Annotated in this window: 29 protein-coding genes; 8 read left to right on the top strand and 21 right to left on the bottom strand. The window is 52.8% G+C overall.

Translation table 11 applies throughout. The features are described from left to right. Window position 1 precedes the first annotated feature (1 nt). Genes yfcD through yfcF form a run of 3 tightly spaced genes read right to left on the bottom strand, consistent with a single transcriptional unit; the run spans window position 2 to window position 1,864 of the window. Window positions 2-556, bottom strand: a complete 555-nt coding sequence (gene yfcD / locus HV345_RS07910) for an NUDIX hydrolase YfcD (RefSeq protein WP_006683645.1) — start codon at window positions 554-556, stop codon at window positions 2-4. A gap of 56 nt (window positions 557-612) precedes the next feature. Then, window positions 613-1,164 (bottom strand): phosphodiesterase, encoded by a 552-nt coding sequence (gene yfcE, locus HV345_RS07905; RefSeq protein WP_181636461.1) that lies wholly within the window; start codon window positions 1,162-1,164, stop codon window positions 613-615. Window positions 1,165-1,219: 55 nt separating this feature from the next. Further along, window positions 1,220-1,864 carry a glutathione transferase gene (gene yfcF, locus HV345_RS07900; RefSeq protein WP_181636460.1) on the bottom strand — a complete coding sequence of 215 codons (645 nt, stop codon included), beginning with the start codon at window positions 1,862-1,864 and terminating at the stop codon, window positions 1,220-1,222. Between the two features lie 134 nt (window positions 1,865-1,998). Between yfcF and yfcG the strand changes: the two genes are divergently transcribed. From yfcG to HV345_RS07880, 4 genes are all read left to right on the top strand, one after another. Then, on the top strand, window positions 1,999-2,634 hold the full coding sequence (gene yfcG / locus HV345_RS07895; protein WP_016153848.1) for a GSH-dependent disulfide bond oxidoreductase: 636 nt from the start codon (window positions 1,999-2,001) through the stop codon (window positions 2,632-2,634). A gap of 54 nt (window positions 2,635-2,688) precedes the next feature. Further along, on the top strand, window positions 2,689-3,051 hold the full coding sequence (folX, locus tag HV345_RS07890) for a dihydroneopterin triphosphate 2'-epimerase (RefSeq protein ID WP_016153849.1): 363 nt from the start codon (window positions 2,689-2,691) through the stop codon (window positions 3,049-3,051). Window positions 3,052-3,071: 20 nt separating this feature from the next. Further along, window positions 3,072-3,965 (top strand): TIGR01777 family oxidoreductase, encoded by an 894-nt coding sequence (locus HV345_RS07885; RefSeq protein ID WP_046275572.1) that lies wholly within the window; start codon window positions 3,072-3,074, stop codon window positions 3,963-3,965. A 71-nt stretch (window positions 3,966-4,036) separates the two neighbouring features. After that, window positions 4,037-4,567, top strand: coding sequence for a GNAT family N-acetyltransferase (locus HV345_RS07880; protein WP_181547234.1), 531 nt, complete (start codon window positions 4,037-4,039; stop codon window positions 4,565-4,567). 18 nt (window positions 4,568-4,585) lie between these two features. Here HV345_RS07880 and hisP read toward each other — a convergent pair whose 3' ends face one another. From hisP to pdxB, 15 genes are all read right to left on the bottom strand, one after another. Beyond that, the gene (gene hisP / locus HV345_RS07875; RefSeq protein WP_101700095.1) at window positions 4,586-5,359 is read right to left on the bottom strand and encodes a histidine ABC transporter ATP-binding protein HisP; all 774 of its coding nucleotides are present in this window, start codon (window positions 5,357-5,359) and stop codon (window positions 4,586-4,588) included. 13 nt (window positions 5,360-5,372) lie between these two features. Beyond that, window positions 5,373-6,080, bottom strand: coding sequence for a histidine ABC transporter permease HisM (gene hisM / locus HV345_RS07870; protein WP_003028116.1), 708 nt, complete (start codon window positions 6,078-6,080; stop codon window positions 5,373-5,375). Further along, the gene (locus HV345_RS07865) at window positions 6,077-6,763 is read right to left on the bottom strand and encodes a histidine ABC transporter permease HisQ (RefSeq protein ID WP_016153853.1); all 687 of its coding nucleotides are present in this window, start codon (window positions 6,761-6,763) and stop codon (window positions 6,077-6,079) included. The genes hisM and HV345_RS07865 overlap by 4 nt, the downstream gene beginning before the upstream one ends. A gap of 191 nt (window positions 6,764-6,954) precedes the next feature. Next, window positions 6,955-7,737 carry a histidine ABC transporter substrate-binding protein HisJ gene (gene hisJ, locus HV345_RS07860; RefSeq protein ID WP_003028120.1) on the bottom strand — a complete coding sequence of 261 codons (783 nt, stop codon included), beginning with the start codon at window positions 7,735-7,737 and terminating at the stop codon, window positions 6,955-6,957. A gap of 247 nt (window positions 7,738-7,984) precedes the next feature. Then, window positions 7,985-8,767, bottom strand: coding sequence for a lysine/arginine/ornithine ABC transporter substrate-binding protein ArgT (gene argT / locus HV345_RS07855; RefSeq protein ID WP_006683634.1), 783 nt, complete (start codon window positions 8,765-8,767; stop codon window positions 7,985-7,987). 288 nt (window positions 8,768-9,055) lie between these two features. Continuing rightward, complete coding sequence (locus tag HV345_RS07850; protein WP_181636459.1) at window positions 9,056-9,625, bottom strand: UbiX family flavin prenyltransferase; 570 nt, start codon at window positions 9,623-9,625, stop codon at window positions 9,056-9,058. Window positions 9,626-9,720: 95 nt separating this feature from the next. Next, entirely contained in the window at window positions 9,721-11,238 is a 1,518-nt protein-coding gene (purF, locus tag HV345_RS07845; protein ID WP_005129677.1) for an amidophosphoribosyltransferase, read from the bottom strand. Between the two features lie 33 nt (window positions 11,239-11,271). Next, on the bottom strand, window positions 11,272-11,760 hold the full coding sequence (gene cvpA, locus HV345_RS07840) for a colicin V production protein (protein WP_005129678.1): 489 nt from the start codon (window positions 11,758-11,760) through the stop codon (window positions 11,272-11,274). A 221-nt stretch (window positions 11,761-11,981) separates the two neighbouring features. Then, window positions 11,982-12,644, bottom strand: a complete 663-nt coding sequence (gene dedD / locus HV345_RS07835; protein ID WP_016153857.1) for a cell division protein DedD — start codon at window positions 12,642-12,644, stop codon at window positions 11,982-11,984. Then, on the bottom strand, window positions 12,634-13,902 hold the full coding sequence (gene folC / locus HV345_RS07830) for a bifunctional tetrahydrofolate synthase/dihydrofolate synthase (RefSeq protein ID WP_181636458.1): 1,269 nt from the start codon (window positions 13,900-13,902) through the stop codon (window positions 12,634-12,636). The genes dedD and folC overlap by 11 nt, the downstream gene beginning before the upstream one ends. Window positions 13,903-14,094: 192 nt before the next feature. Continuing rightward, window positions 14,095-15,009, bottom strand: coding sequence for an acetyl-CoA carboxylase, carboxyltransferase subunit beta (accD, locus tag HV345_RS07825; RefSeq protein ID WP_016153859.1), 915 nt, complete (start codon window positions 15,007-15,009; stop codon window positions 14,095-14,097). Between the two features lie 149 nt (window positions 15,010-15,158). Next, complete coding sequence (locus HV345_RS07820) at window positions 15,159-15,818, bottom strand: DedA family protein (RefSeq protein WP_016153860.1); 660 nt, start codon at window positions 15,816-15,818, stop codon at window positions 15,159-15,161. A gap of 24 nt (window positions 15,819-15,842) precedes the next feature. Then, complete coding sequence (gene truA / locus HV345_RS07815; RefSeq protein ID WP_181636457.1) at window positions 15,843-16,655, bottom strand: tRNA pseudouridine(38-40) synthase TruA; 813 nt, start codon at window positions 16,653-16,655, stop codon at window positions 15,843-15,845. Next, a complete protein-coding gene (locus HV345_RS07810; protein ID WP_016157051.1) occupies window positions 16,655-17,668 on the bottom strand; it encodes an aspartate-semialdehyde dehydrogenase in 1,014 nt (337 codons plus the stop codon). Before HV345_RS07810 ends, truA begins: the two co-directional genes overlap by 1 nt. A 67-nt stretch (window positions 17,669-17,735) precedes the next feature. Next, window positions 17,736-18,872, bottom strand: coding sequence for a 4-phosphoerythronate dehydrogenase PdxB (gene pdxB, locus HV345_RS07805; RefSeq protein ID WP_181627168.1), 1,137 nt, complete (start codon window positions 18,870-18,872; stop codon window positions 17,736-17,738). 108 nt (window positions 18,873-18,980) lie between these two features. Here pdxB and flk point away from each other — a divergent pair, with 108 nt between their 5' ends. Further along, window positions 18,981-19,982 carry a flagella biosynthesis regulator Flk gene (gene flk / locus HV345_RS07800; protein ID WP_016153864.1) on the top strand — a complete coding sequence of 334 codons (1,002 nt, stop codon included), beginning with the start codon at window positions 18,981-18,983 and terminating at the stop codon, window positions 19,980-19,982. Here the strand turns inward: flk and HV345_RS07795 are convergent. Both HV345_RS07795 and HV345_RS07790 read right to left on the bottom strand, forming a co-directional pair. After that, complete coding sequence (locus tag HV345_RS07795) at window positions 19,979-21,157, bottom strand: MFS transporter (protein ID WP_181627167.1); 1,179 nt, start codon at window positions 21,155-21,157, stop codon at window positions 19,979-19,981. The two genes, flk and HV345_RS07795, sit on opposite strands and share 4 nt — an antisense overlap. 179 nt (window positions 21,158-21,336) lie before the next feature. Next, window positions 21,337-21,714, bottom strand: coding sequence for a hypothetical protein (locus HV345_RS07790; protein WP_181627166.1), 378 nt, complete (start codon window positions 21,712-21,714; stop codon window positions 21,337-21,339). Window positions 21,715-21,887: 173 nt separating this feature from the next. Between HV345_RS07790 and HV345_RS07785 the strand changes: the two genes are divergently transcribed. The 3 genes from HV345_RS07785 (at window position 21,888) to HV345_RS07775 (ending at window position 23,187) form a co-directional block, all read left to right on the top strand. Further along, window positions 21,888-22,139 (top strand): helix-turn-helix domain-containing protein, encoded by a 252-nt coding sequence (locus HV345_RS07785; protein WP_016153867.1) that lies wholly within the window; start codon window positions 21,888-21,890, stop codon window positions 22,137-22,139. A gap of 155 nt (window positions 22,140-22,294) precedes the next feature. Next, complete coding sequence (locus HV345_RS07780; protein WP_016153868.1) at window positions 22,295-22,663, top strand: NlpC/P60 family protein; 369 nt, start codon at window positions 22,295-22,297, stop codon at window positions 22,661-22,663. Next, window positions 22,663-23,187, top strand: coding sequence for a YbjP/YqhG family protein (locus HV345_RS07775; protein ID WP_181636456.1), 525 nt, complete (start codon window positions 22,663-22,665; stop codon window positions 23,185-23,187). Before HV345_RS07780 ends, HV345_RS07775 begins: the two co-directional genes overlap by 1 nt. Window positions 23,188-23,240: 53 nt before the next feature. Here HV345_RS07775 and fabB read toward each other — a convergent pair whose 3' ends face one another. Continuing rightward, window positions 23,241-24,461: a beta-ketoacyl-ACP synthase I gene (fabB, locus tag HV345_RS07770; RefSeq protein WP_181636455.1), complete on the bottom strand. Its 1,221-nt coding sequence runs from the start codon at window positions 24,459-24,461 to the stop codon at window positions 23,241-23,243. Window positions 24,462-24,543: the final 82 nt, after the last annotated feature.

Below are 24,543 nucleotides of genomic sequence, written 5' to 3'. Positions count from 1 at the left end.
TTTACTCAGCTTCTTCCTGCTTTTCGGCTTTCGCCCCTTCATTCTTAGCGTTGCGGGTCATCCACAGCGCCAGGGCTTTCAGTGAGTCCGGCGTAAATTCGTCGCAGCGCGCGGTAATTTCTTCCGGCGTCAGCCAGCAAACTTCACTAACCTCTTCTTCCTGAAGCGCAAACGGTCCGTGGGAAACACAGCTAAACAGCCCGCCCCATACGCGACAGTTCTGGTCTTCAAAATAAAACTGCCCATGCTCGGCAAACGGCACGCCCGCAATCCCCAGTTCCTCTTCCGCTTCACGGCGCGCTGAATCCAGTAGTTGCTCGTCAGCCTGCACAACACCGCCAGCGGTGGCATCCAGCATGCCGGGCAAAAAATCTTTTGTCTCAGTACGGCGCTGAACCAGAATTTTGCCCATACCATCATGCACGACGATATACGTTGCACGATGACGTAAGCGTTGCGCCCGCATTTGTTCCCGGCTGGATTGTGCAATGACTTCGTTGTCTTCATTCACAATATCCACCCATTCCGTACTTGCCAAACGACGCTGTTCCACCATCAGGAAACCTTCTTTTTTCTTGCGCTCTTACGGCGCGTTTATGTTTGTGGGGTAAATTACGGATTAATCTCGACCTGTGCAATAACACTTTGATCATTGAGTGCCATTACGCTGAGAACATTATCATCCAGAATCCCGTAACTTGCCGCAAAGCCCCCTTTCGGGATGCTTACCGAGCCGGGATTGAAGTGGTAAACATCCTCTTGACGCTCAGCGACGGGCAAATGTGTATGCCCATAAACCAGCACATCTCCCACGTTGAGCGCCGGCATATTTTGCGGGCCAAAAAGATGCCCGTGCGTCAAAAAGAGTCGCTGATTTTCTGTCAGAATTTGCTGCCACGGCGCGGTCATCGGAAAATGCAGAAGCATCTGATCCACTTCGCTGTCACAATTGCCACGCACAGCGATAATCCGCGCTGCCAGCGCATTCAACCGCTCAGCAACCTGCGCAGGCGCATAGCCTTCCGGGAGCGCATTACGCGGTCCGTGGTTTAAAACATCACCCAATATCACCAGCCATTGCGCACCGCTTGCGGCAAACCGTTCAAGTACGCGTTCCGTGGCTGGCAACGAACCATGAATGTCCGATGCGAACATCAGTTTCATCACTCACTCCTCGTTGAAAAGTACCTTGTAATGATACTGGATTACGCCCCGTTTTTCAGCAGGAACGCTTCGCTGAAAGCGCGATAAAACGCTGGACTGAAGCGCGCTGCCACTGGAAGGCGGCATATTCTGCAAGCGCTTCGGGAACCTCATCGCCGTTAAGGACCAGACGATTCAGCATTAGCGCTAAATCGCAGTCGGCAATACACCATTCGCCAAATAAATTCTGCTTCCCGTTGCTCAATAAATGGCTCGCAGTGGCGAACAATTTCTCCGCACTGACTTTTCCCGCTTCGCTTAACGGACCTTTTTTCACGCCAGCAAAAACTACGTCCGTTGAGCGTTCTTCACGGATAGGCATCAGATCGCTGCGGATCCACGCCTGAACCTGGCGCGCCCGCGCGCGCTTTTGCACATCGTGTGGGTAGATACGCTCCCACTGCGGTGGTGCAAAGCTCTCTTCCAGGAACTCAGTAATCGCTGATGATTCGCTCAGCTCGAAACCGTCGATTTCAAGCACCGGCACGCGCCGCGTTAACACATACCCTTGCCATGAAGGTTGCAAGTGTTCGCCGCTGTTGAGATCAACGGTTTTCAGCGTAAAAGGCAGTCCTTTCTCTTGCAGAGCGACATAAACAGACAGCACGTAAGGGGAGAAAAAATTGGCATCTGACCACAGCGTAATTGCAGATTTGCTCATAATGTCCTCTGAAATGTATTGGCTTGCCTTCAAAATATAGAGTCTTTCTCTCACTGTCACTTGATGAAAACTCACGCACGCCAACAGGCTCTATACTTGTTATGACCCGGTTCATGACAAAACGGACGCTGAAAATGATCGATCTCTATTACACTCCATCGCCAAACGGTCACAAAATCACGCTGTTTCTTGAAGAGGCGCAGCTGCAATACCGTCTGATTCATGTCGATATCAGCAAAGGTAGCCAGTTTCACCCTGATTTTCTGCAAATCTCACCAAACAATAAAATCCCGGCCATTATCGACAGTGCCCCGGTAGACGGCGGAAAGCCCATCAGCCTGTTTGAGTCCGGAGAAATTTTACTCTATCTGGCAGAAAAGAGCGGTAAGCTGCTGAGCGGTGAGTTACGTGAACGCCACACTACGCTGCAGTGGTTGTTCTGGCAGGTCAGCGGCCTCGGACCCATGCTGGGTCAGAATCATCATTTTAGCCACTACGCCCCACAAACGATTCCCTACGCCATTGAAAGATACCAGGTTGAAACCCAGCGCCTGTACAACGTGATGAATAAACGTCTGGAAACGTCCCCCTGGCTGGGGGGCGATCACTACAGCATTGCCGACATTGCCTGCTGGCCGTGGATCCACGCCCATCAGCGTCAGCGCATCGACCTCGACAACTACCCGGCGGTCAATAACTGGCATGAACGCATCCGTACGCGTCCCGCAACGGAACGCGCCATGCAACAAGCACAAAGTGAGAAGCGGTGACGCGATTCGGTTCTCGTGTATCATGCAAAGGTTCATACATGGAGGAAACCTGCAATGTCACAACCTGACGCAATTATTCGTATAAAAAACCTTCGTCTGCGCACTTTTATCGGCATTAAAGAAGAGGAGATCCTTAACCGCCAGGATATCGTCATCAACATTGCCATTCACTATCCGGCAGACAAAGCCCGTACCAGTGAAGATATCAACGACGCGCTGAATTATCGCACTATCACCAAGAGCATCATTGCCCACGTGGAGGGTAACCGCTTCTCATTGTTAGAAAAATTAACTCAAGATGTGCTCGATATCGCACGCGAACATCACTGGGTCACTTATGCTCAAGTAGAGATAGATAAACTTCACGCATTACGTTACGCCGACTCAGTCTCTATGACGCTGAGCTGGCAGCGCTAAAACATAACCCGGGAGGCGACATGCAGATTCTGATTACCGGCGGTACTGGCCTGATTGGACGTCATCTGATCCCCCGCTTGCTGGAACTGGGGCATCAGATAACCGTAGTGACCCGTTCTCCTGATAAGGCACGTCAGATTCTCGACTCCCGGGTTACGCTGTCCAAAGGGCTGGAAGAGCGGCAAAATCTCAATGACATTGATGCCGTCATTAACCTTGCCGGAGAGCCGATTGCGGACAAGCGCTGGAGTGCCCAGCAAAAGGAACGCCTGTGTCAGAGCCGCTGGGTCATTACGCAGAAGCTGGTCGATTTAATCAATGCCAGCGAGACACCGCCCGCAGTGCTAATCTCCGGTTCCGCTACCGGTTACTACGGCGATTTAGGCGAAGTGGTGGTCACAGAAGAAGAGCCGCCGCATAACGAATTTACCCATAAGCTGTGCGCCCGCTGGGAGCAAATTGCCAGCACCGCGCAAAGCGAAAAAACCCGCGTGTGTATGCTGCGCACCGGCGTGGTACTGGCCTCTGCTGGCGGCATTCTGGCGAAAATGGTCCCGCCGTTTCGTCTTGGCTTAGGCGGACCAATTGGCAACGGACGCCAGTATATGGCCTGGATCCATATTGATGATATGGTCAACGGAATTCTCTGGCTGCTGGATAACGATCTGCGCGGTCCCTTCAATATGGTTTCACCGTACCCGGTGCACAATGAGCAGTTTGCCCACGCGCTGGGCCACGCCCTGAACCGTCCTGCCATTCTGCGCGTTCCCGCCACCGCAATGCGGTTGCTGATGGGCGAATCTTCAGTGCTGGTTCTCGGCGGGCAGCGAGCGTTGCCAAAACGCCTGGAAGCGTCCGGTTTCGCGTTTCGCTGGTACGATTTAGAAGAAGCGCTGGCGGATGTCATCCGATAACCCCTAAGCGCTATTCACGGTCGCCGTTGTGGTGGTAAGGTTATAGGCCAGATTTCTGCAATGGCGACGTTATGGCGATAATTTCGACTCCCCGACTTACCCTCTCTTTGTTTCAGTTTTCTGACTGGTCATTTTTCCAGAAACTACGTGAATGTCCTGAAGTCATGCGCTATATGAGCAACATCGCCCCGGCGAAAGATACGCGTCTGTTATTCGCCAGACGCCTTGCCGCTCAGCACACTTTTGTCATCCGCGAGCACAACAACCCGACGCCGCTCGGCGATATTGGTCTGCAAATCAGCCATCTCTACCCGCACGAAGCCGACCTCGGCTACGCCATCATGCCACAGGCGCAGGGGAAAGGTATTGCCAGCGAAGCCGTACGCGCGGTGTGCCAGTACGCCTTCGAGCACGCGGAGGTCACGGCGATAAATGCTTACGCACTGGCGGATAATAAGGGCTCAATACGGATTCTGGAAAAAACGGGGTTCGTGCGTACGCAGGTGCTGGAAAAGGCGTATGAGATTGATGGTATCGCCTACGACGACTGGGTTTATCGTCTGGAGTGCGACGCGCTAAAATCCCAGGCCCGGAAAGCGTAGCGCCTCCGGGCAGGTGACTTACTTCAACGAACCTTTGAGGAACTGCTGCAAACGCGGACTTTGCGGATTACCAAATACCTGCTCCGGATCGCCCTCTTCTTCAATCTTCCCCTGATGCAGGAAAATCACGTGCGTGGAGACATGACGGGCAAACCCCATTTCGTGGGTCACGACCACCATGGTTTTTCCCTCTTCGGCCAGTTGTTGCATAATGCGCAGCACTTCGCCCACCAGCTCCGGGTCAAGTGCCGACGTGGGTTCATCAAACAGCAACACTTCCGGTTCCATCGCCAGCGCACGAGCAATGGAGACACGCTGCTGCTGACCACCGGACAGATGCACCGGATATTTGCCCTGAGCGCGCTCATCAATACCCACTTTCGCCAGATACTTCACCGCACGTTCGCGAGCTTCCTGCTTGCTCAGCCCCAATACCTGGATCGGCGCTTCCATCACGTTTTCCAGCACCGTCATGTGGCTCCACAGATTAAAGTGCTGAAAGACCATCGTCAGTCGCGTGCGCAGCAAGCGCAGCTGATTTTTGTCTGCAACCTTAAGCTGGCCGTCTTTGTCGCGTACCAGACTAATGTTCTGACCACTCACCACAATCGACCCGGCGCTCGGTTTCTCGAGAAAGTTAATGCAGCGCAGGAAGGTACTTTTACCGGAACCAGACGAGCCAATAATACTGATAACATCACCCGCATTGGCCTGCAGCGATACCCCTTTCAGCACTTCATGTTCGCCGTAGTGCTTATGTAAATCGATAACGTTTAATTTATTTTCAGACATCGTGTTACTCGAATCATTTAGAGGATACATGCTGCAACCAGCGTTTTTCCGCTTTACGGAACAGACTGATCAGGACATACGAAATAATCAAATACAGAACAGCGGCAATACCGAAGGCGGTAAACGGCTGATACGTTGCCGAGTTGATATCGCGGGCGATTTTCAACAAATCAGGCACCGTTGCGGTAAATGCCAGCGCCGTGGAGTGCAGCATTAAAATAACTTCATTGCTGTAAGCCGGCAGCGCAATACGCAGCGCGGAAGGCAAAATAATGCAGCGATACAGTTTAAACGACGAGAAACCGTAAGCGCGCGCGGCTTCAATCTCACCATGGGGTACGGAACGAATAGCCCCGGCGAAAATCTCCGTGGTATAGGCGCAGGTATTCAGCGTCAGCGCCAGCACGGTGCAATTTAGCCCACTGCGGAAAAACGCGTTGAGGAAGTCCGTGCCTTTGACTATCTCCAGCGTATACATCCCGGAATAAAACACCAGCAACTGGACGTACAGCGGCGTCCCACGAAAAATATAGGTGAACAGCCAGATGGGAAACTGGATAAATTTATTACTGGAAACACGACCAATTGCCAAAAACAGCGCCAGTATCCCGCCCATCACCACCGACGAAATCAGAAGCCACAGGGTGATAGCCACGCCGGTGTAGCGATATCCGTCGGTCCACAGCAGGGACTTCCAGTATTCCTGAATAATCTCAATCACAGGTCAGCCCTCTTCACACCCACGGAATAGCGGCGCTCAAGGTACAGCAGCACACCATTAGAAACAGTGGTAAACACCAGATAGATGACCCCGCACACTACGGCAAAATAGAACGGCTCCCAGGTACTTTTTCCGGCAAGCTGAGTGGCTTTCACCACGTCTTCCAGGCCGAGCAACGATACCAGCGCCGTGGCCTTAAGAATGACCTGCCAGTTGTTGCCAATTCCCGGTAAGGCATAGCGCATCATCGCCGGGAACATAATGCGGCGAAATATTTGTGAACTGGTAAAACCGAATGCCGTCGCAGCTTCAATATGTCCTTTTGGCACGGCCATAAATGCGCCACGAAATGTTTCGGTAAAATAGGCTCCGTAGATAAACCCGAGCGTAATAATACCCGCGACCATCGGATCGATATCAATCTGGCTGATACCAATTGCATCGGTAAGGGTATTCAGCGCGATTTGTAATCCGTAAAAGATGAGCAACATTAAGACCAGATCGGGCACGCCGCGGATAAGCGTTGTGTACCCTTCGAAAATAAGCGCCAGCGCCCGGCTTTGCGACAGCTTTGCTGCCGCGCCGACAAGGCCTATCAGAACCGCCAGTACCACCGAGCTAAGTGCCAGCTCCAGCGTAACAATTGCGCCCTGTAAAATAACACCTGAAAAGCCATACAACATGCTGCCTGTCCTGTCCTGTCGTGTGTGGTGGAGTAATAAGCCTCTTTTGATTTCAGACAAACTGTTAAATGCGGGATGGCGGCTTTGCCTTATCCGGCCTACAAAATTGCTGTAGACCGGATACGCGCAGCGCCATCAGGCATAAATTCAACACGTCAAAAATCTACGGGCTTTATCAGCACCTGCGGTGATTAACCGCCATAAACATCAAAATCGAAGTACTTTTTCGCCAGCTTCTCGTAAGTACCGTCAGCTCGCATCTCGGCAAAGGCTTTGTTCAGTGCTTCGCGCAGTTCGTTATCATCTTTGCGCAGCCCCATACCGGTACCCACACCGAATAACTTCTCATCTTTTACAGATGGGCCGCCGAATTTGTAATCTTTACCGACCGGCTGTTTCAGGAAGCCTTCGCTGGCGGCGACTTCATCCTGGAAAGCAGCATCAATACGCCCGGCAGTCAGGTCAGAATAGATATTGTCTTGCCCCTGATAAGAGACAATTTCAATGCCTTTTGGCGCCCAGTGCTCGTTGCCGAAGGTTTCCTGAGTCGTGCCCTGCAGCACGCCAACACGTTTACCTTTCAGCGACTCAATGGTCGGCTGAATAGCAGAATCTTTAGCGACAACCAGACGCGAGTCGGCTGCATAAAGCTTGTCGGTAAAGGCGATTTCCTGCTGACGTTTTTCAGTGATGGAAAGCGAGGACATAATCGCATCGATTTTCTTCGCTTTTAACGAAGGGATAAGCGCGTCCAGCGGGTTTTCCACGAAGGTACATTGTGTATTGATACGTTTGCACAGCTCTTTAGCCAGATCGATATCAAAACCGACTAATTCACCCTGTGCATTTTTCGATTCGAACGGCGCATAAGTAGGATCGGTACCGATACGAATTTTTTGCGGAATGGCTGCAAATGCTGCGGTAGCACTGGAGAAAGCCAGGACCAGAGAAAGAGACAACACCAGTTTTTTCATAACTATCCTCAACAGACTGTCTTTTATAGGGGATCTTTACAGGACCAGGTGCAGTTATCGTGCCATTAATCGGGCCGACAAGGCAAAGCATTCTACCCTGTCGACGGTATTTATTTGCATGAAAAGCGCTTAAGTATGCACTCATGCTTATTAAGACAGCGACAAAAGCACTAAAACAGAGCACTGAATTTATTATGCACCGTAATGGTTACCCGCAATGGTGCAGTCCATTCCCCGCTGCGGCGTATTAATCGCCGTAGACATTGAAGTTAAAATACTTGCTCGCCATTTTGTCGTAGGTGCCGTCTTTGCGCAGTTCGCCCAGCGCTTTATCGAAAGCAGCTTTCAGCTCTGCATCATCTTTGCGCAAGCCAATCCCGGTGCCGTCACCAAAGTATTTTTTATCTTTCACCGACGGACCAGCAAAAGCGTAGTCCTTACCGGCAGGCTGCTTCAGGAAACCTTCGCTGGCCGCGACTTCATCCTGCAACGCCGCGTCCAGACGCCCCGCTGTCAGGTCAGAATAGATGAGGTCCTGGTTCGCATAGGCCACCACATCTACGCCTTTGCTGCGCCAGTTGTCATTAGCATAGGCTTCCTGAGTCGAGCCTTGCAGTACGCCAACATGTTTACCTTTGAGGGAATCCAGAGTTGGTTGAATTGGGGAACCTTTCGCGGCGATCAGACGTGAGTCTGCTGCGTAAAGTTTGTCTGAGAACGCAATCTCTTGCTGACGCTTCTCAGTGATTGAAAGCGAGGAGATGATGGCATCAATTTTTTTCGCTTTCAGCGACGGGATCAGCGCGTCAAAGTCGCTGGCTACCCAGGTACATTTAATCTGCATGCGCTTACACATCTCATTTCCCAGATCGATATCAAAGCCGACAAAGTCGCCTTTGGCATCTTTAGAGGAAAAAGGTGCGTACGTTGTATCTGTACCAATACGAACCGTCTGCGGAAGTGCTGCGTAGCTGGCCGCGGTGGCGGAGAGTCCTACCAGCAAAGACAAAGCAAGAACCGTCTTCTTCATACATAACCCTCAAGTGGCGTAATTTTATTATGTTTTACGTTGTGTTGTGTGTTTGCAGACTTTTTCATGCAGGTCTTATGCCATTTTCGCGTCGATGAGGATATTCGACGTTAAATATGTTAATAAAACGTTGCAATAATGTCCTGATTTTGAAGATAGCAGGTCTGACGGTTGAACCGCAGCGTTTCGTTGAGTTTTAACGAATTAAATGTTGAGGATATGATCGCGGTTACAAAATTGCCCTGAAACAGGGCAATGGATGTTTCTTTGCACGCTGATGGAACGGTTTTACGCCCCTTGCCAGCGGGTGAACAGATCCTGTGGAAGGGAGATATCAAACTGGTCGAGTACACGGTTAACCGTTTGATTAATCACATCATCTAGCGTTTGCGGGCGATGATAGAATGCCGGGACTGGCGGCATAATCACCGCGCCAATTTCTGCCGCCTGCGTCATCAGTCGCAGATGCCCCAGATGCAGGGGCGTTTCACGCACGCACAGCACCAGCGGGCGGCGTTCTTTCAACACCACGTCTGCCGCACGGGTAAGCAGCCCATCGGTGTAACTGTGGACGATGCCTGAAAGCGTTTTGATTGAACAAGGTAATATTACCATTCCGGCGGTCTGAAAAGAGCCGGAAGAGATACAGGCGGCGATATCGCGCGTATCGTGATTTACATTCGCCAGTGCCTGCACGTCGCGTACAGAGAGGTCTGTTTCCAGCGCCAGCGTCTGTCGGGCAGCAGCACTCATCACCAGATGGGTTTCCACATCAGTAACGTCACGCAAAACCTGCAGCAGGCGCACACCATAAATCGCGCCACTGGCACCGCTAATCCCTACAATGAGTCGTTTCATTTTTTCGCCCTTACTTGCTTCAGGGCTGACTTTGCAGGTTTTTATGCGCAGTTGCAAGTCAGTCCACTCTATGTGTCCTGACCTGCAACAGAACATTACCCTTCGTTATGCATCTCGAGGTTTTCCGCTTCGTTCTGACGCAAAATTGCTTTGGCATCGTCATTACGCAGGGAGTCAAGGAAATCGAGATATTGCTGGTCGACGTCTTTGGTGACGTACACACCGTTAAACACTGAACATTCAAACTGCTGAATATCCGGGTTCTCAGCGCGGACCGCTTCAATCAGATCGTTCAGATCCTGGAAGATAAGACCGTCTGCACCGATTATCTGGCGAATCTCGTCCACTTCGCGACCATGAGCAATCAGCTCCGTCGCCGTAGGCATATCGATACCATAAACGTTCGGGAAGCGAATTTCCGGGGCCGCAGAGGCCAGATACACTTTCTTCGCTCCGGCTTCACGCGCCATCTCGATAATCTGTTCCGAGGTGGTACCGCGCACGATGGAGTCATCCACCAGCAGCACGTTTTTATCACGGAATTCCGCACGGTTGGCGTTCAGCTTACGGCGCACGGATTTACGGCGCAGCTGCTGACCGGGCATGATAAAGGTACGACCCACGTAGCGGTTTTTCACAAAACCCTGACGGTACGGCTTACCGAGAATACGGGCAATTTCCAGCGCGATATCGCAGGAGGTTTCCGGAATCGGGATCACCACGTCAATGTCCAGATCTTCCCACTCACGAGCAATTTTTTCGCCAAGCTTGGTACCCATATTTACACGGGCGCTGTAGACGGAAATCTTGTCGATAAAGGAGTCAGGACGAGCGAAGTAAACGTATTCAAACAGGCACGGATTGCTGACCGGGTTATCGGCACACTGGCGAGTAAACAGCTGACCTTTTTCGGTGATATACACCGCTTCGCCAGGTGCCACATCGCGCAGGAATTCAAAGCCCAGCGTATCCAGCGCCACGCTCTCGGAGGCCACCATATACTCGGTACGACCATCCCCGATATCGCGTTTACCCAGTACCAGCGGACGGATACCGTTAGGATCGCGGAAGGCAACCATACCGTGGCCAATAATCATCGCCACGCAGGCATAGGCGCCGCGGATCTGGCGGTTGGTTGCCGCAATAGCAGCAAAAATATTATCGGCTTCCAGCGGATAATGGCGGAAGTTATCCAGCTCGCTGGCGAAAATATTCAGCAAAATTTCAGAGTCTGAAGTGGTATTGATGTGGCGGCGCTTTTCTTCAAACAGCTTTTTACGCAGCTCATGCGCATTGGTCAGGTTGCCATTATGGGCAAGCGTGATGCCATACGGTGAGTTGACGTAAAAAGGTTGAGCTTCGGAGGCGCTGGAGCTGCCAGCCGTTGGGTAACGCACATGACCGATGCCCATATTGCCCTGCAAACGCTGCATATGGCGCGCTTCAAAAATATCGCTCACCATTCCGTTTGCTTTACGCAAGCGGAAGCAGTTGTTGGCATCAATGGTGATGATGCCTGCGGCATCCTGACCACGATGCTGGAGCACCGTTAACGCGTCATAAATCGACTGGTTTACCGGCATAACACCGGCGATACCGACAATACCGCACATACGTCTTTTCCTCGTTCAGCAACAACCCAAAGTTTATACTTTGGGCAAGAAACTTGACGAGCTTTGCAGATAGTCAAAGAACCATCTGATGATGAAACTGAACTGCGGGATCAGCTGCGACTTGCTCCAGTCTTCACTTTTCGACAGACCTGTAAAGGTATCGAGAAAGAACAGTATGGCGGCGACGATCAGCGCTCCTCGCAGAGCACCAAAGCAGATCCCCAACACCCTGTCGGTACCCGACAGGCCTGTTTTCTCTACCAGTTGGCCTATCACAAAGTTAACGATAGCGCCGACGATAAGTGTCGCGATAAACAGTATCGCGATAGCAATCCCATTTCGAACGAGTTCGTCTTCAAAGCCCGTAAACCAGACAGACAGGTAAGTGTAGTAATGGCTGGCGACAAAGAAAGCACAACCCCAAGTCACCAACGATAATGCTTCACGAACAAAGCCACGGATCAGGCTAACCAGACAGGAAAAACCAATCACCGCGATAATGGCGTAATCAATCCAGACCATAAGTGTCCCACGATTTAACGCCCTGTCGTCCTGTTCGGGGCGCATTCTAACAGAAAAAGAAAACGTTTGCGTAGGGATTTCCTTTCCACGCGTAAATAAAAATGGCGCTGAAAAAATCTTCAACGCCATACCGTTTTATGCCTCTTCGGGCACTGCCGGATAGCGGTAAAAACACCCTATCCGGCCTGAATTAAGAGCAACGCCGTGAACAGCGCAATCCCTTAATTAGGGGTGTACCCCATCACTACGCCACTCAGACCGGAGATCTTCTGCAGCTCGCCCAGCGAGTTCTTCAGCTTATCTTTGGAGGCGTCAGGTCCTACGAGAATACGGGTTATTTTACCCTGCACCGGCGTTGACGGGGAAGTATATACCCGGAAGCCCGCGCCACGAAGTTTACCCACGATCTCATTGACCTTATCCGCATTTTTCAGCGCGCCGAGCTGTACAACGTACGCTTTACCGGTTGGAGCTGGCGGTTCCACCGCGGCCGGTTTCGGCGCTGGAGCCGGTGCTGGCGTCGGAGCGACGGCAACCGGCTGCGGCTTCGGTTTGGGTTTCGGCTGTTCTACAGGCGCGGGGACAGGATCTAACTCCGCGCTGTTTGCCGTCGTCAAACGTGACGGATCCAACGATGGCGCGGCAGCATCACCCGCGCGCACCTCTTCAGCCGCCCCTTCCGGTGGCTGCGTCGGCAGCGCCTGCGTTGCTGCAGGCATCATGTCTGGTTCATCGCGATCGCCGGGTTTCGGCACCAGCGGGATCGCCGCAAACTCATCCTGATAATGCTTTTTCTGCCCGTCAAGCAGCCCGGGGAGCACAATCACCCCCAGCGCGACCAGCACAATTGTGCCAACTAATCGATTCTGAAACTTACTCGCCACCGCTTCTCCCCACGTCTATCACTTCCATGACATGTGCGACAGTGTGAAACGATCCACACACCAACACGGTATCGTCTGGCTTCGCCTCAGCTAGCGCCGCAGACCATGCCTGCGCCACGCTGTCATAGGCGTAGCCTTTGCCCAGATGCTCCAGCAGTTGTTCTGCAGTAGCACCACGCGGCCCTTCCAGGGGCGCACAGTACCAGGCGTCAACCACGCTTTTTAACCAGGCTAACGTACCGGCAATATCTTTATCATGTAGCATACCGATAACCGCAAGTACACGCCCGCTTTTCACTAATTTTTTCAGACGGCCGGTCAGATACTCCGCCGCATGCGGGTTATGGGCAACATCAAAAATCACCCGCGGCGACTCGCTCACAATCTGGAAGCGCCCCGGTAAAATCGCCTGTTCAATACCGTCACGAATGGCCTGCTCGCTGACGTTAAGCCCGCTTGCGCGCAGTGCTGCCAGTGCGGTCGCGGCGTTAGGTTGTGGGACCTGCGGCAACGGCAGGTGCGCCAACGTGCCGTGACTGTCCGTAAAGGACCAGTCGTTCTCCGTGACCGCATAGCGCCAGTCCACGCCGCAGCGTTGCAAAATCGCCCCGCTCTCTTGCGCAACATCGGCAATGGTGTAAGGCATTTCCGGCTCGCCAACGATAGCCGGTTTCTCTGCACGGAAAATTCCTGCCTTCTCACGACCAATGCTTTCGCGATCCGGGCCCAGCCAGTCAGTATGGTCAAGCGCAATGCTGGTGACCACCGCAACATCGGCATCCACGATATTGGTCGCGTCAAGGCGACCGCCTAACCCAACTTCCAGAATGACGACATCCAGTTGGGCCTGTTTAAACAGCCAGAGCGCCGATAACGTGCCGTATTCAAAGTAAGTCAGGGAAATGTCGCCACGCGCGTCTTCAATCTCAGCAAACGAGGCGGTATGCGCTGATTCCGGCAGTTCACGCCCCTGCACGCGTACGCGTTCCGTGTAGCGCACCAGATGCGGCGAACTGTAAACGCCAACTTTATAACCTGCTTCGGTCAGCACAGATTCCAGCGTACGGCAGGTTGTGCCTTTCCCGTTGGTTCCCGCCACCGTAAAAACAAATGGCGCGGGTTTCAACACACCCAGTTTGCGCGCCACCTGACTTACGCGTTCCAGGCCGAGATCGATGGTTTTACTGTGCAGGTTTTCCAGATAAGAAAGCCACGATGCCAGGGGCGACGCGGCTTGAGGAATACGTTTATTGTCCATGATGGCTGTAGATTCTTTACGTTGAGAAAAGCAAAAGGGCAGCACCAACCGGCCTGCCCTTTTTTACACGTTGTTTTTCACATTGCAGATGCGTTGGCTGTGCTCGCTCACCCGAATCACTTACCTGTGTAAGCTCATCGGGATCAACTCTCTTATCGCCTGCCTGCAACCCGAAACCCATAGAGTAAACTATCAGGCCTCTGATTCCTGATCGGGAACCGGAGGTACCACCTCGCCTTCACGCGGCTCATCCGGATTCGGCGTAGGAAGATTCATCAGCTTCGCCAGAATGCTTGCCAGTTTCAGGCGCATTTCCGGACGGCGGACGATCATATCGATAGCGCCTTTTTCAATCAGGAACTCGCTACGCTGGAATCCCGGCGGCAGTTTCTCACGTACGGTTTGCTCGATAACACGCGGACCAGCAAAGCCGATCAGTGCTTTCGGTTCTGCAATATTGAGATCGCCCAGCATCGCGAAGCTAGCAGAAACACCGCCCATTGTTGGGTCGGTCAGTACAGAAATATACGGTAAACCGCGTTCCTGCATTTTCGCCAGCGCAGCAGAGGTTTTCGCCATCTGCATCAGAGACATCAGCGCTTCCTGCATACGCGCCCCGCCAGAAGCGGAGAAGCAGATCAGCGGACAGTTATCTTCCAGCGCCTGCTCAACGGCACGGACAAAACGCGCGCCGACCACAGAGCCCATGGAGCCGCCCATAAACGCGAACTCGAATGCAGCAGCAACGACCGGCATACCGTGCAGCGTGCCTTTCATTACCACCAGCGCATCTTTCTCGCCAGTTTCTTTCTGCGCAGAAGCCAGTCTGTCTTTGTACTTTTTGGAGTCACGAAACTTCAGCACATCTTTCGGCTCAAGCTCGCTACCCAGTTCCACAAGAGAACCTTCATCTAACAGGCTATGCAGGCGATTGCGCGCCGACATGCGCATATGATGGTCACACTTCGGACAGACCTCAAGATTACGTTCCAGCTCAGCACGGTATAAAACCTGACCGCAGCTATCACACTTGGTCCACACCCCTTCAGGAATGCTTGCCTTGCGGGTGGGAGTAATGTTGCTTTTAATTCGTTCAATCCAGCTCATTGGTGACCTTTCTGCCTGAACCCTAGTCAGCTTTGTTATAAGGGGCGCATAATGCCATTTTTGCCCCTAACAGACCATGAATGTTGCACATTAAAACATAACAGCCCGAAACTTTGGATAAAAAAGTGGTCGAACCGCTGAGTTACTTTCTATTTTGCAGCCCGTGACGCAGCGCGTTTATGGCGAATCACTTCAATTATGCCCGGCAATACGGAAAGGACGATGATCGCCACAATCAGTAATTTCAGGTTTTCCTGAACGATCGGCAGATCGCCGAACAGATAGCCTGCATAGGTGAACAGCAATACCCACAGCAGCGCGCCTGCGACGTTATACATCGCAAAATGACGGTAGGACATGTGCCCCATACCGGCAACAAACGGTGCAAATGTACGCACAATAGGTACGAAACGCGCGAGGATAATCGTTTTGCCGCCATGACGCTCGTAGAACGCATGGGTTTTATCCAGGTAACTGCGACGGAAAATTTTAGAGTTCGGGTTACTGAAGAGTTTTTCACCGAACAAACGGCCAATCGTGTAGTTCACCGCATCGCCGATAATCGCCGCCACAATCATCAACATCACCATCAGATGAACATTGAGATCGTTAGTTGGCAGCGCAGAAAGCGCGCCAGCGACAAACAGCAGCGAGTCTCCCGGCAGGAACGGCGTCACCACCAGCCCGGTTTCGCAGAACAGGATCAGAAACAGAATCGCGTATACCCAGATACCGTATTCCGCAACCAGCTCCGCCAGATGCACATCAATGTGCAGGATAAAATCGATAAGAAAGTAAATCAGGTCCATAGTTTTGCCTTTATACGACTCAAATTAGTCCGCCAGAAATAGCGGGCCCATAGGCGGTTTTGGCAGGTCGAACCGTTCCGGGTAATCTACTGCAACCAGATACAATCCTTCCGCTTTCGCCGTTGCCGCTGCCAGCGTTCTGTCCTTCGCCGCTAGCAGTTCTGCTATCCAGCTCTCCGGCTGGTTGTTGGCACCTACTTCCATCAGGCTGCCGACAATATTCCTGACCATATGATGTACAAAGGCATTCGCTTTAATATCCACCACCACATATGCACCAAAACGTTCAACGTTAATGTGCATCACGTTACGCCACGGTGTGCGCGACTGACACTGCACCGCCCGAAACGAAGTAAAATCATTTTCGCCAATCAAACACTGGGCCGCACGATGCATACGCTCAGCGTCCAGCGGTTCATAGTAATGGGTTACCCCTTTACCTAAAACCGCAGGGCGCAACCGATGATTGTAGATGATGTAGCGATAACGGCGAGCCGTAGCGCTAAATCGGGCATGGAAATCATCGGGTACAGCTTTCACCCAGCGCACAGCAATGTCACCAGGTAAATTCGCATTTACCCCCAGTGTCCAGGCTGCATCTTTACGCTGGGCAGTCGTTTCAAAGTGCACGACCTGCCCTGTGCCATGAACGCCCGCATCCGTGCGTCCCGCACAAAAGACAGTGATGCGTTTATTCGCCACCTGAGAGAGCGCTTTTTCCAGTTTTTCCTGAACGCTACGCACTTCGTTCTGGCGCTGCCAGCCATAATATTTGCTGCCGTCATACTCAATGCCCAGCGCAATTTTATGGGTTGACGGCTGTTGCAGGTCAGACATTAGTACAGGTACTCCTGCACCAGTTTTTCCGCAATTTTCACCGCCATCAACGCACCGCCAAAGCGTACGTTGTCTGCCACAGACCAGAACTGAACCTGTTCCGGCATCCCATAATCGTTATGCACACAGCCAACTGAAAGGTGCGGAGTACCTGACGCATCGCCAACCTGCGTCGGGATATAGGTCTCTTCTGACAACACTACGTCCTCACCGCGTGAAAACGCATCGCGTGCTTCTTCCGCCGCCAACGGACGCAGAGCTTCAAAATTCACCATCTGTGCGTGGCCATAAAATACCGGCGACTGCACGATGCTGGCGGAAATAAGCAGCCCGTCGTCCTGCATAATTTTGCGCACTTCATCGACGATACGGCGCTCTTCGCGCACGCTACCTTCGCGATCCGGCAGCAGCGGCAGCATGTTGAACGCCAGCTGACGGCCAAAGAAATCGTCATCGTCAATCGGGATGCCGTTCAGTAGTTTCGCGCTCTGTCCGGCAAGCGCATCTACGGCTTTTTTACCGTGAGCGGAAGCAGAAATAATATTGGTCACCGTAATACGTGACAGCCCGCCGTCATCAATTAGCGGCTTCAGCGCAGACAGCAGTTGGCTGGTCAGGCTGGAAGGGACCGCAATCACATTACGGTTGCGGTAATCCGCCAGTACGAACGGGTTAACGTCCGGAACCACCAGCGGAACGTCCGGCTCAAGCGCGAACAGGCCACTGCTGTCGATAACCAGGCAACCGGCATTGGTCGCTTCTTCCACCCATGCGGCGGTGGCTTCAGCGCCCGCAACAAAAAATGCCAGTTGCGCCTGCGTCCAGTCAAAGTCTACAACGTCCTGAACAAGGACCGATTTACCGTTAAAACGCAGATGCTCACCCGCGCTTTCATTACGCGCCAGCGCATAAATTTCACCGACCGGGAACTGGCGTTCAGCCAGCGTATCGAGCAGGGCTTCGCCTACGGCGCCCGTTGCGCCCAGAATGGCAATATTCCAGCCTTCAGACATGGTGATTTACTCCAGAAATACGTAAGCGTCCCTGTCGCATTATTCGACAGGGAGCATTAAGAAGACATTAATGTGCCGGGTGATAAACAGCGTTAAAACCCAGCTTACACAGCAAGGTAGCAGCCGTTGCGTCGTCACAAATCACGTATAAAGACGACCATTCACGGCGCTCAAGATAATTTTTACGCAGCTTATCAAACTCACCCGGAATTCCAGCGACTTTACGCAGCGGCGCATCATCGCGGCGCACATCATACACTAAATGCACCAGCCTTTTCAGCGTTGGCTGATCTAACGGGCCATGCAGTGTGATACGACCAAATTCCGGCGCAGGTAACAGGGTATTGAGCGCAACGTGTTGTTCGCGACCAATAAACTTGCTAAAAGCCTCAAAGACCTGCGTGGTGCCGCGCGCTTTTCCTTCCAGGGTATACCCGGCAATGTGCGCCGTGCCGATATCGGCTTTCTCCAGCAATGCCACATTGAGATCCGGCTCCCCTTCCCAGACATCCAGCACGACGCTCAGCGACTGCCCGGCATTCAATCGGTTCAGCAATGCCGTATTGTCGATGACCGGCCCGCGGCAGGCGTTGATCACAATGGTGCCCGGCTTCAGCCGGCTAATCAGCGCATCATCTGCCAGGTGCAGCGTTTTGTACGGTCCGTCTTTAAACAACGGCGTATGGAAAGTCAACACATCGGCTTGCTCTACCAGTTCGTCCAGCGAGCGGAAATCTCCCTCGTCACCGCGATCGGCTCGCGGCGGATCGCACAGCAGCGTGCGGATCCCCAGTGCTTCCAGACGTGCCTGCAAACGTCCGCCCACATTGCCCACGCCTACGATGCCTACAGTACGATCGCGTAACGCAAACCCGTCGCGCTCCGCCAGCATCAGCAACGCTGAAAAAACATATTCTACGACCGCAATCGCGTTACAGCCGGGCGCTGCGGAAAAGCCGATCTTCGACTGCGCAAGCCAGGCTTCATCCACATGGTCCGTGCCTGCGGTTGCCGTGCCGACAAATTGAACCGGTTTTCCGCTAAGCAGTGATTCATTTACTTTCGTCACCGAGCGCACCATTAAGGCATCCGCATCATCCAGTTCGGCAACGGGAATCGGGCGACCGGGAACCGCTTTGACCTCCCCCAAACGACTGAACAGTTCGCGGGCATAGGGCATATTTTCATCAACGAGGATTTTCACGTCTTTCGCACCTGTTTGAGAACGAGAGTTAACCGGGCAAGTGTGCCATAATCTCGCCGCCAGGCATACTGCGAGACCTGGTCAGCACAGATTTAAGGAACAGAGATGATGCAGCCCATTTCAGGTACACCCGCACGCCCTCCCGGCGAAGGCCAAAATGCCCCTTCTGCTGCGGGTGAACAACCGTTATCCACACAACAACGTACCGTGCTGGAACGACTGATTACCCGTCTGATTTCACTCACCCAACAGCAAAGCGCCGAGGTGTGGGCCGGAATGAAGCACGATCTGGGCGTCAAAAGTGATACGCCGCTGCAATCACGTCACTTTCCTGCCGCGGAGCAAAACCTGAATCAGCGGCTGGGTGTTGCTCAGCAAAATCATGCTAATCGTCAGGTTCTCTCACAACTCACTGAATTACTGAGTCAGGGAAATAACCGCCAGGCGGTAAGTGATTTTATCCGTCAGCAGTATGGGCAAACGGCGCTCAGCCAGCTCACGCCTGAGCAGTTGAAGAACGTGCTCACGCTGCTGCAACAAGGGCAGCTTTCTATACCGCAACCGCAACAGCGCCCGGCCACCGATCGTCCGTTATTACCCGCAGAGCACAATACGCTGAACCAGTTGGTTACCAAACTGGCGGCGGCCACGGGAGAGTCAGGTAAGATGATCTGGCAGTCAATGTTAGAGCTGTCTGGCGTAAAAAGCGGTGAGCTGATCCCCGCCAAACAGTTTACTCATCTGGTCACCTGGCTGCAGGCGCGCCAGACGCTCAGCCTGCAAAGTGCCCCGACGTTACAAACGCTCCAGGCTGCGTTGAAGCTACCATTAGAGCCGAATGAGCTGACGGCAATAAAAGAGTATGCGCAGCAGACGTATCAGATCCAACCACAAACGATTCTGACCACGGTGCAGGTGCAGGACTTGCTGAATCAAATCTTCCTGCGCCGCGTTGAACGGGAACGCGAGCTAAACGATCCGCGCCATCTTCAACCTATTTACAGCCCGTTCGCGCCGATGATTGAAACGGTTAAATCTCTGTCGGCACGACCGGGACTGCTGTTTGTCGCGTTAATGATCGCATTAGCCATTTTCTGGCTGGTTGCTTAACCTTTGCGCAGCGTAAGCAGCGTCACGACAATCCCCACCACGGCGGATATCGCTCCGGCAAGGAATACAGAGGGATAACCGTACGCGGTGGCCAGCACCCCGGCGACCGGGCCGCTTATGCCGTAGGAGATATCCTGAAACGCGGCGTAACCGCCCAGCGCCGTACCGCGAACCTGCGCGGGCACTCGCTTCACAACCTCTACGCCCAATGCCGGGAAGATAAGCGAACACCCTGCCCCGGTTAGTGCCGCCCCGAGCAGCGCAATCCATGCTGATGGGGCCTGCCACAGCAGAATCAGCCCCGCGGTTTCAACCAGTAAGGAGACAACGGCTACCTTCACGCCTCCGAACCGATCCGGCATCCAGCCAAACAGAATGCGCATCAGCACAAACGCCCCGCCAAACGCGGTCAGGGTGAACCCCGCCATCGTCCAGCCGTTGCTGACAAAATAGAGTGAAATAAACGTACCGATCACCGCAAAGCCAACGCCCTGCAGCGCCAGGCCCAGGCCCGGTTTCCAGATAAACCCTACCACGCTCCATAACGAAGGGCGTTCTCCTGCATGAGCAGGCACTTTGCGAACGGTGCCGTTGAATGCCCATGCCAGCAGCGGTAATACCATTGTCGTTCCCGCCAGCGCCGCAAAGCCAAAGTGGCTATGGATCAGCAAGCCCAGCGGTGCACCGGCGGCCAGCGCACCGTAAATCGCCATCCCGTTCCACGACATCACCTTACCCGAGCGTGTTGGACCGACCAGCCCAAGCCCCCAGGTCAGCGTTCCGGTGAGCAGTTGGCTTTCGCCAAAACCGAGGATCAAACGCCCGACGATTAACAATGCAAATTTTACGGGGACAGAAACAGGCAATAGCGCGGCTAACAGCCACGCCGCGCCCGCCAACCCACAGGCAAACATCCCCTGTAGCGCCGAACGTTTGGCGCCATATTGATCGGCTAAGCGCCCGGCGTAGCCGCGCGTTAATACCGTTGCCAGAAACTGTACGCCTACGGCGATACCAACCATGGTGTTGCCATAGCCCAGCTCCTGATGCACAAACAGAGGAATAACGGGCAAAGGTAGACCGACCGTCATATAGGTCAGGAAAACTGCAAAAGCGATACGAAACAGCGAAAAGTTCGCCGAAGGTGTTTTTTCTTGTTGGGTTACAGCTGTCATGCGTTACTCCAAAATGCAGAGTAAGGCGAGGAATGTCCACGCCCCCTCTACCTGACTTTCAGGATTAAGGTGCGTTGGATAACGTTAAACGCTTACGCATTATCAGATAGATAATGTTGAGTGCGAAGTCTGCCTGTGAGCCACTAAATTTGTCAACCCTGAAATCTCACCAGGTTGGTTCACGGTAAAGACGACTTTTCGTCGAATAAAAAAGGAAATACAGCATCAATTCCTTTTGTGCCAAACAGTCCGGTCACCTGCTTGCGCTGCCCCGGCGTCAGCAGTCTGAACATCATATCCCAGATCTCTTTCGGTTCCGCTTCCTGTACGCAACGGCTCTCTAAGGCCAGCACCTTTTCAGTTTCTTTCAGGTAAGGACGGAGATACAAAGGGAAAATGGAGATATGAAACTCCTCAGCCTTTGATTTAACACGTTTGCGCTTCACGCCCTCTTTGCCTTCACTGTACATGTTTAAACGGGAACGAACCGCAGGCGCGCTTCCTGGAAACCCCGGCAATTCAAGACATTCCTTTACCGTGAACCACTCTTTTGCCATTAGTTTCTTTCCTTTCTGCCTGTGGAATAAAAAATATTTTTTCTTTTACGCGAAATTTCAGTTTTATTCTGGCAATATTCCAGTGACCAAAAAGAAAGTTACATTCTTTTGTTTCTCTGGTTTATACCCTGAAAAATATCGGCGCCGATAACACATTTCCTTAGGATTACAGAATGGAACACAAAAGCCAAGACTGGCATCGTGCAGATATTAAAAGTGCACTGGAAAAAAAAGGAATCACGCTCAGAGATCTTTCTCGTGCGGCTGGATTATCGCCCGATTCACTGCGCAATGTATTTACCCGAAGCTGGCCCAGAGCGGAGCAGATCATTGCGCAGGCGCTCGAAACCTCGCCAGACGTGATTTGGCCGTCACGCTATCCACGCCAGCAGCCAGAGGATAAAACAAGTAATACTGAATATTAAATAGATCACTCGTAATTTATCGAGCATATAAATTAATAAATATCCCAGCTTAATATATTGAGAATATTAATAGCACTATTTGCCATTTCCAATTGCGTAAATACTGTTAAAGCATCACGTAATTGCTATTACGTATGTTATTAACAGGAGTCGTTATGAGTTGGGATAAAAAGGTGGCGGTCAATTACGCCAAATCGCACGCGAGTTCACATTCACAAGGGCGCTGTGCGGAATATACCCGCAAAGCTGTTCAGGCAGGCGGCGTTACTCTTGGGCGCACTTACCATGCCAAAGATTATGGTCCGATGCTGAAAAACGCCGGTTTCAGCGCCATTGGCGCGCTTGAAGAGCCGCGCGAAGGGGATGTCATCATCATTCAACCTTATGCTAATGGAAACCCGAGCGGTCACATGGCGATATATGACGGTCATGACTGGTATTCCGACTTCAAACAGCGAGACATGTGGGCCGGTCCGGGTTATCGGACCGCAAAGCCGTCATACACCATTTACAGGAAGAAGTAATGAAAGCCTTTCCACTGATTGTTCTCATCCTGCTGATTTGTGGCTGTACCCCTTCTCACCGTGACAGCACGCAGGATGTGAAACAGTTCTATCTTTCGTGGATGAAGAACTACACTCAGGATCCGGATGCGCCCCGCGAAACATCAGCATTACTGCAACGCTATGTCGCCAAAGAGGTTATCGGGCGTCTGGCGCTAATTGATACGCTTTATGAGCAGGAGATCGTGCAAGCGGACTACTTTATGTATGTGCAGGATTACGCACCGGCATGGATCCCGCTGTTGCGGGTTGGACAGGCGCAGCCATTCCTCGGCGGTGAAAAACTGAACCTGCAGTTAGGCACTGAGTCAGCCCCTATTCAACTGGAGGTATATACCCGTTGGGAGGAAGGACGGTGGAAAATTTATCGTGTCCGGGACGCGGGTCGTCATTACGAGCAGCCCATTTACAGTGCCGGAGAGATTACGCGAGCCAGAGCATGGTCCGCTGAGATCGCGCCGGAATACGAAAAAATGCCGAAGTAAACACGGTAAAAAGGGAGCCTGTTGGCTCCCTTTATTCGTATTCAATCTGAGACTTACGCCTTCAGCTTACGCATAACCAGCGTAGCGTTGGTGCCGCCAAAGCCGAAGCTGTTGGACATCACGGTGGTCAGCGCCTGCTCGGTCGGTTTGGTCACGATGTTCAGACCTGCCGCCTGCTCATCCAGCTCTTCAATGTTGATGCTTGGCGCGATAAAGCCATGTTCCAGCATCAGCAGAGAGTAGATAGCTTCCTGCACGCCAGCCGCGCCCAGTGAGTGACCGGTCATCGCTTTGGTTGCGGAGATTGCCGGGCTGTTGTTGCCAAACACTTCGCGGATTGCGCCCAGTTCTTTCACGTCACCAACCGGAGTCGAGGTACCGTGAGAGTTCAGGTAGTCGATCGGCGTGTCTACACCGTGCATCGCCATCTGCATGCAACGTACTGCGCCTTCGCCAGACGGAGCAACCATGTCTGCGCCATCGGACGTTGCGCCGTAACCGACGATTTCCGCATAGATGTGCGCGCCACGTGCCAGAGCGTGCTCCAGTTCTTCAACCACGACCATACCGCCGCCGCCAGCAATAACGAAACCGTCGCGGTTTGCGTCATAGGTACGGGAAGCTTTTGACGGATCGTCGTTGTATTTGGTAGACAGCGCGCCCATTGCATCGAATTCACACGCCATTTCCCAGCACAGCTCTTCGCCGCCGCCAGCAAAAACGATGTCCTGTTTGCCCAGCTGAATTTGTTCTACCGCGTTGCCGATGCAGTGCGCAGATGTCGCACAGGCAGAACTGATGGAGTAGTTTACGCCGTGGATTTTGAACGGAGTTGCGAGGCAGGCAGAAACGCCGGACGCCATCGCTTTGGTGACCACATACGGGCCAACCGCTTTCAGACCACGTGGGCTACGCATTGCGTCAGCGCCGAACACCTGAAAACGTGGGGAGCCGCCGCCGGAACCTGCAATCAGGCCAACGCGCGGGTTGTTCTGGTAATCTTCTGCAGCAAGGCCGGAATCAGCCACTGCCTGCTCCATTGATAGGAATGCATAGATGGATGCGTCGCTCATGAAGCGCACTACTTTGCGGTCAATGAGGCCAGTGGTATCCAGTTTTACGTTGCCCCAAACGTGGCTACGCATGCCGGAGTCCTTCAGCTCCTGAGAGAAAGTGATCCCTGAACGTCCTTCACGCAGAGATGCCAGGACTTCCTGCTGGTTATTACCGATGCTGGAAACGATGCCCAAGCCAGTAATCACTGCACGTTTCATTCAATACCTCTGTAAGTCGCACTATTTTAAAGTTTCGAGTGGCACAATAGCGTACACTTGTACGCCGAACAAGTCCGATCAG

This window comes from Citrobacter sp. RHBSTW-00986, assembly GCF_013783065.1.
In the GTDB taxonomy this organism is placed as follows: Bacteria; Pseudomonadota; Gammaproteobacteria; order Enterobacterales; family Enterobacteriaceae; genus Citrobacter; species Citrobacter braakii.
The sequence above is the reverse complement of the archived record's forward strand: the minus strand, read 5'-3'. Positions and strand labels throughout refer to the sequence as shown.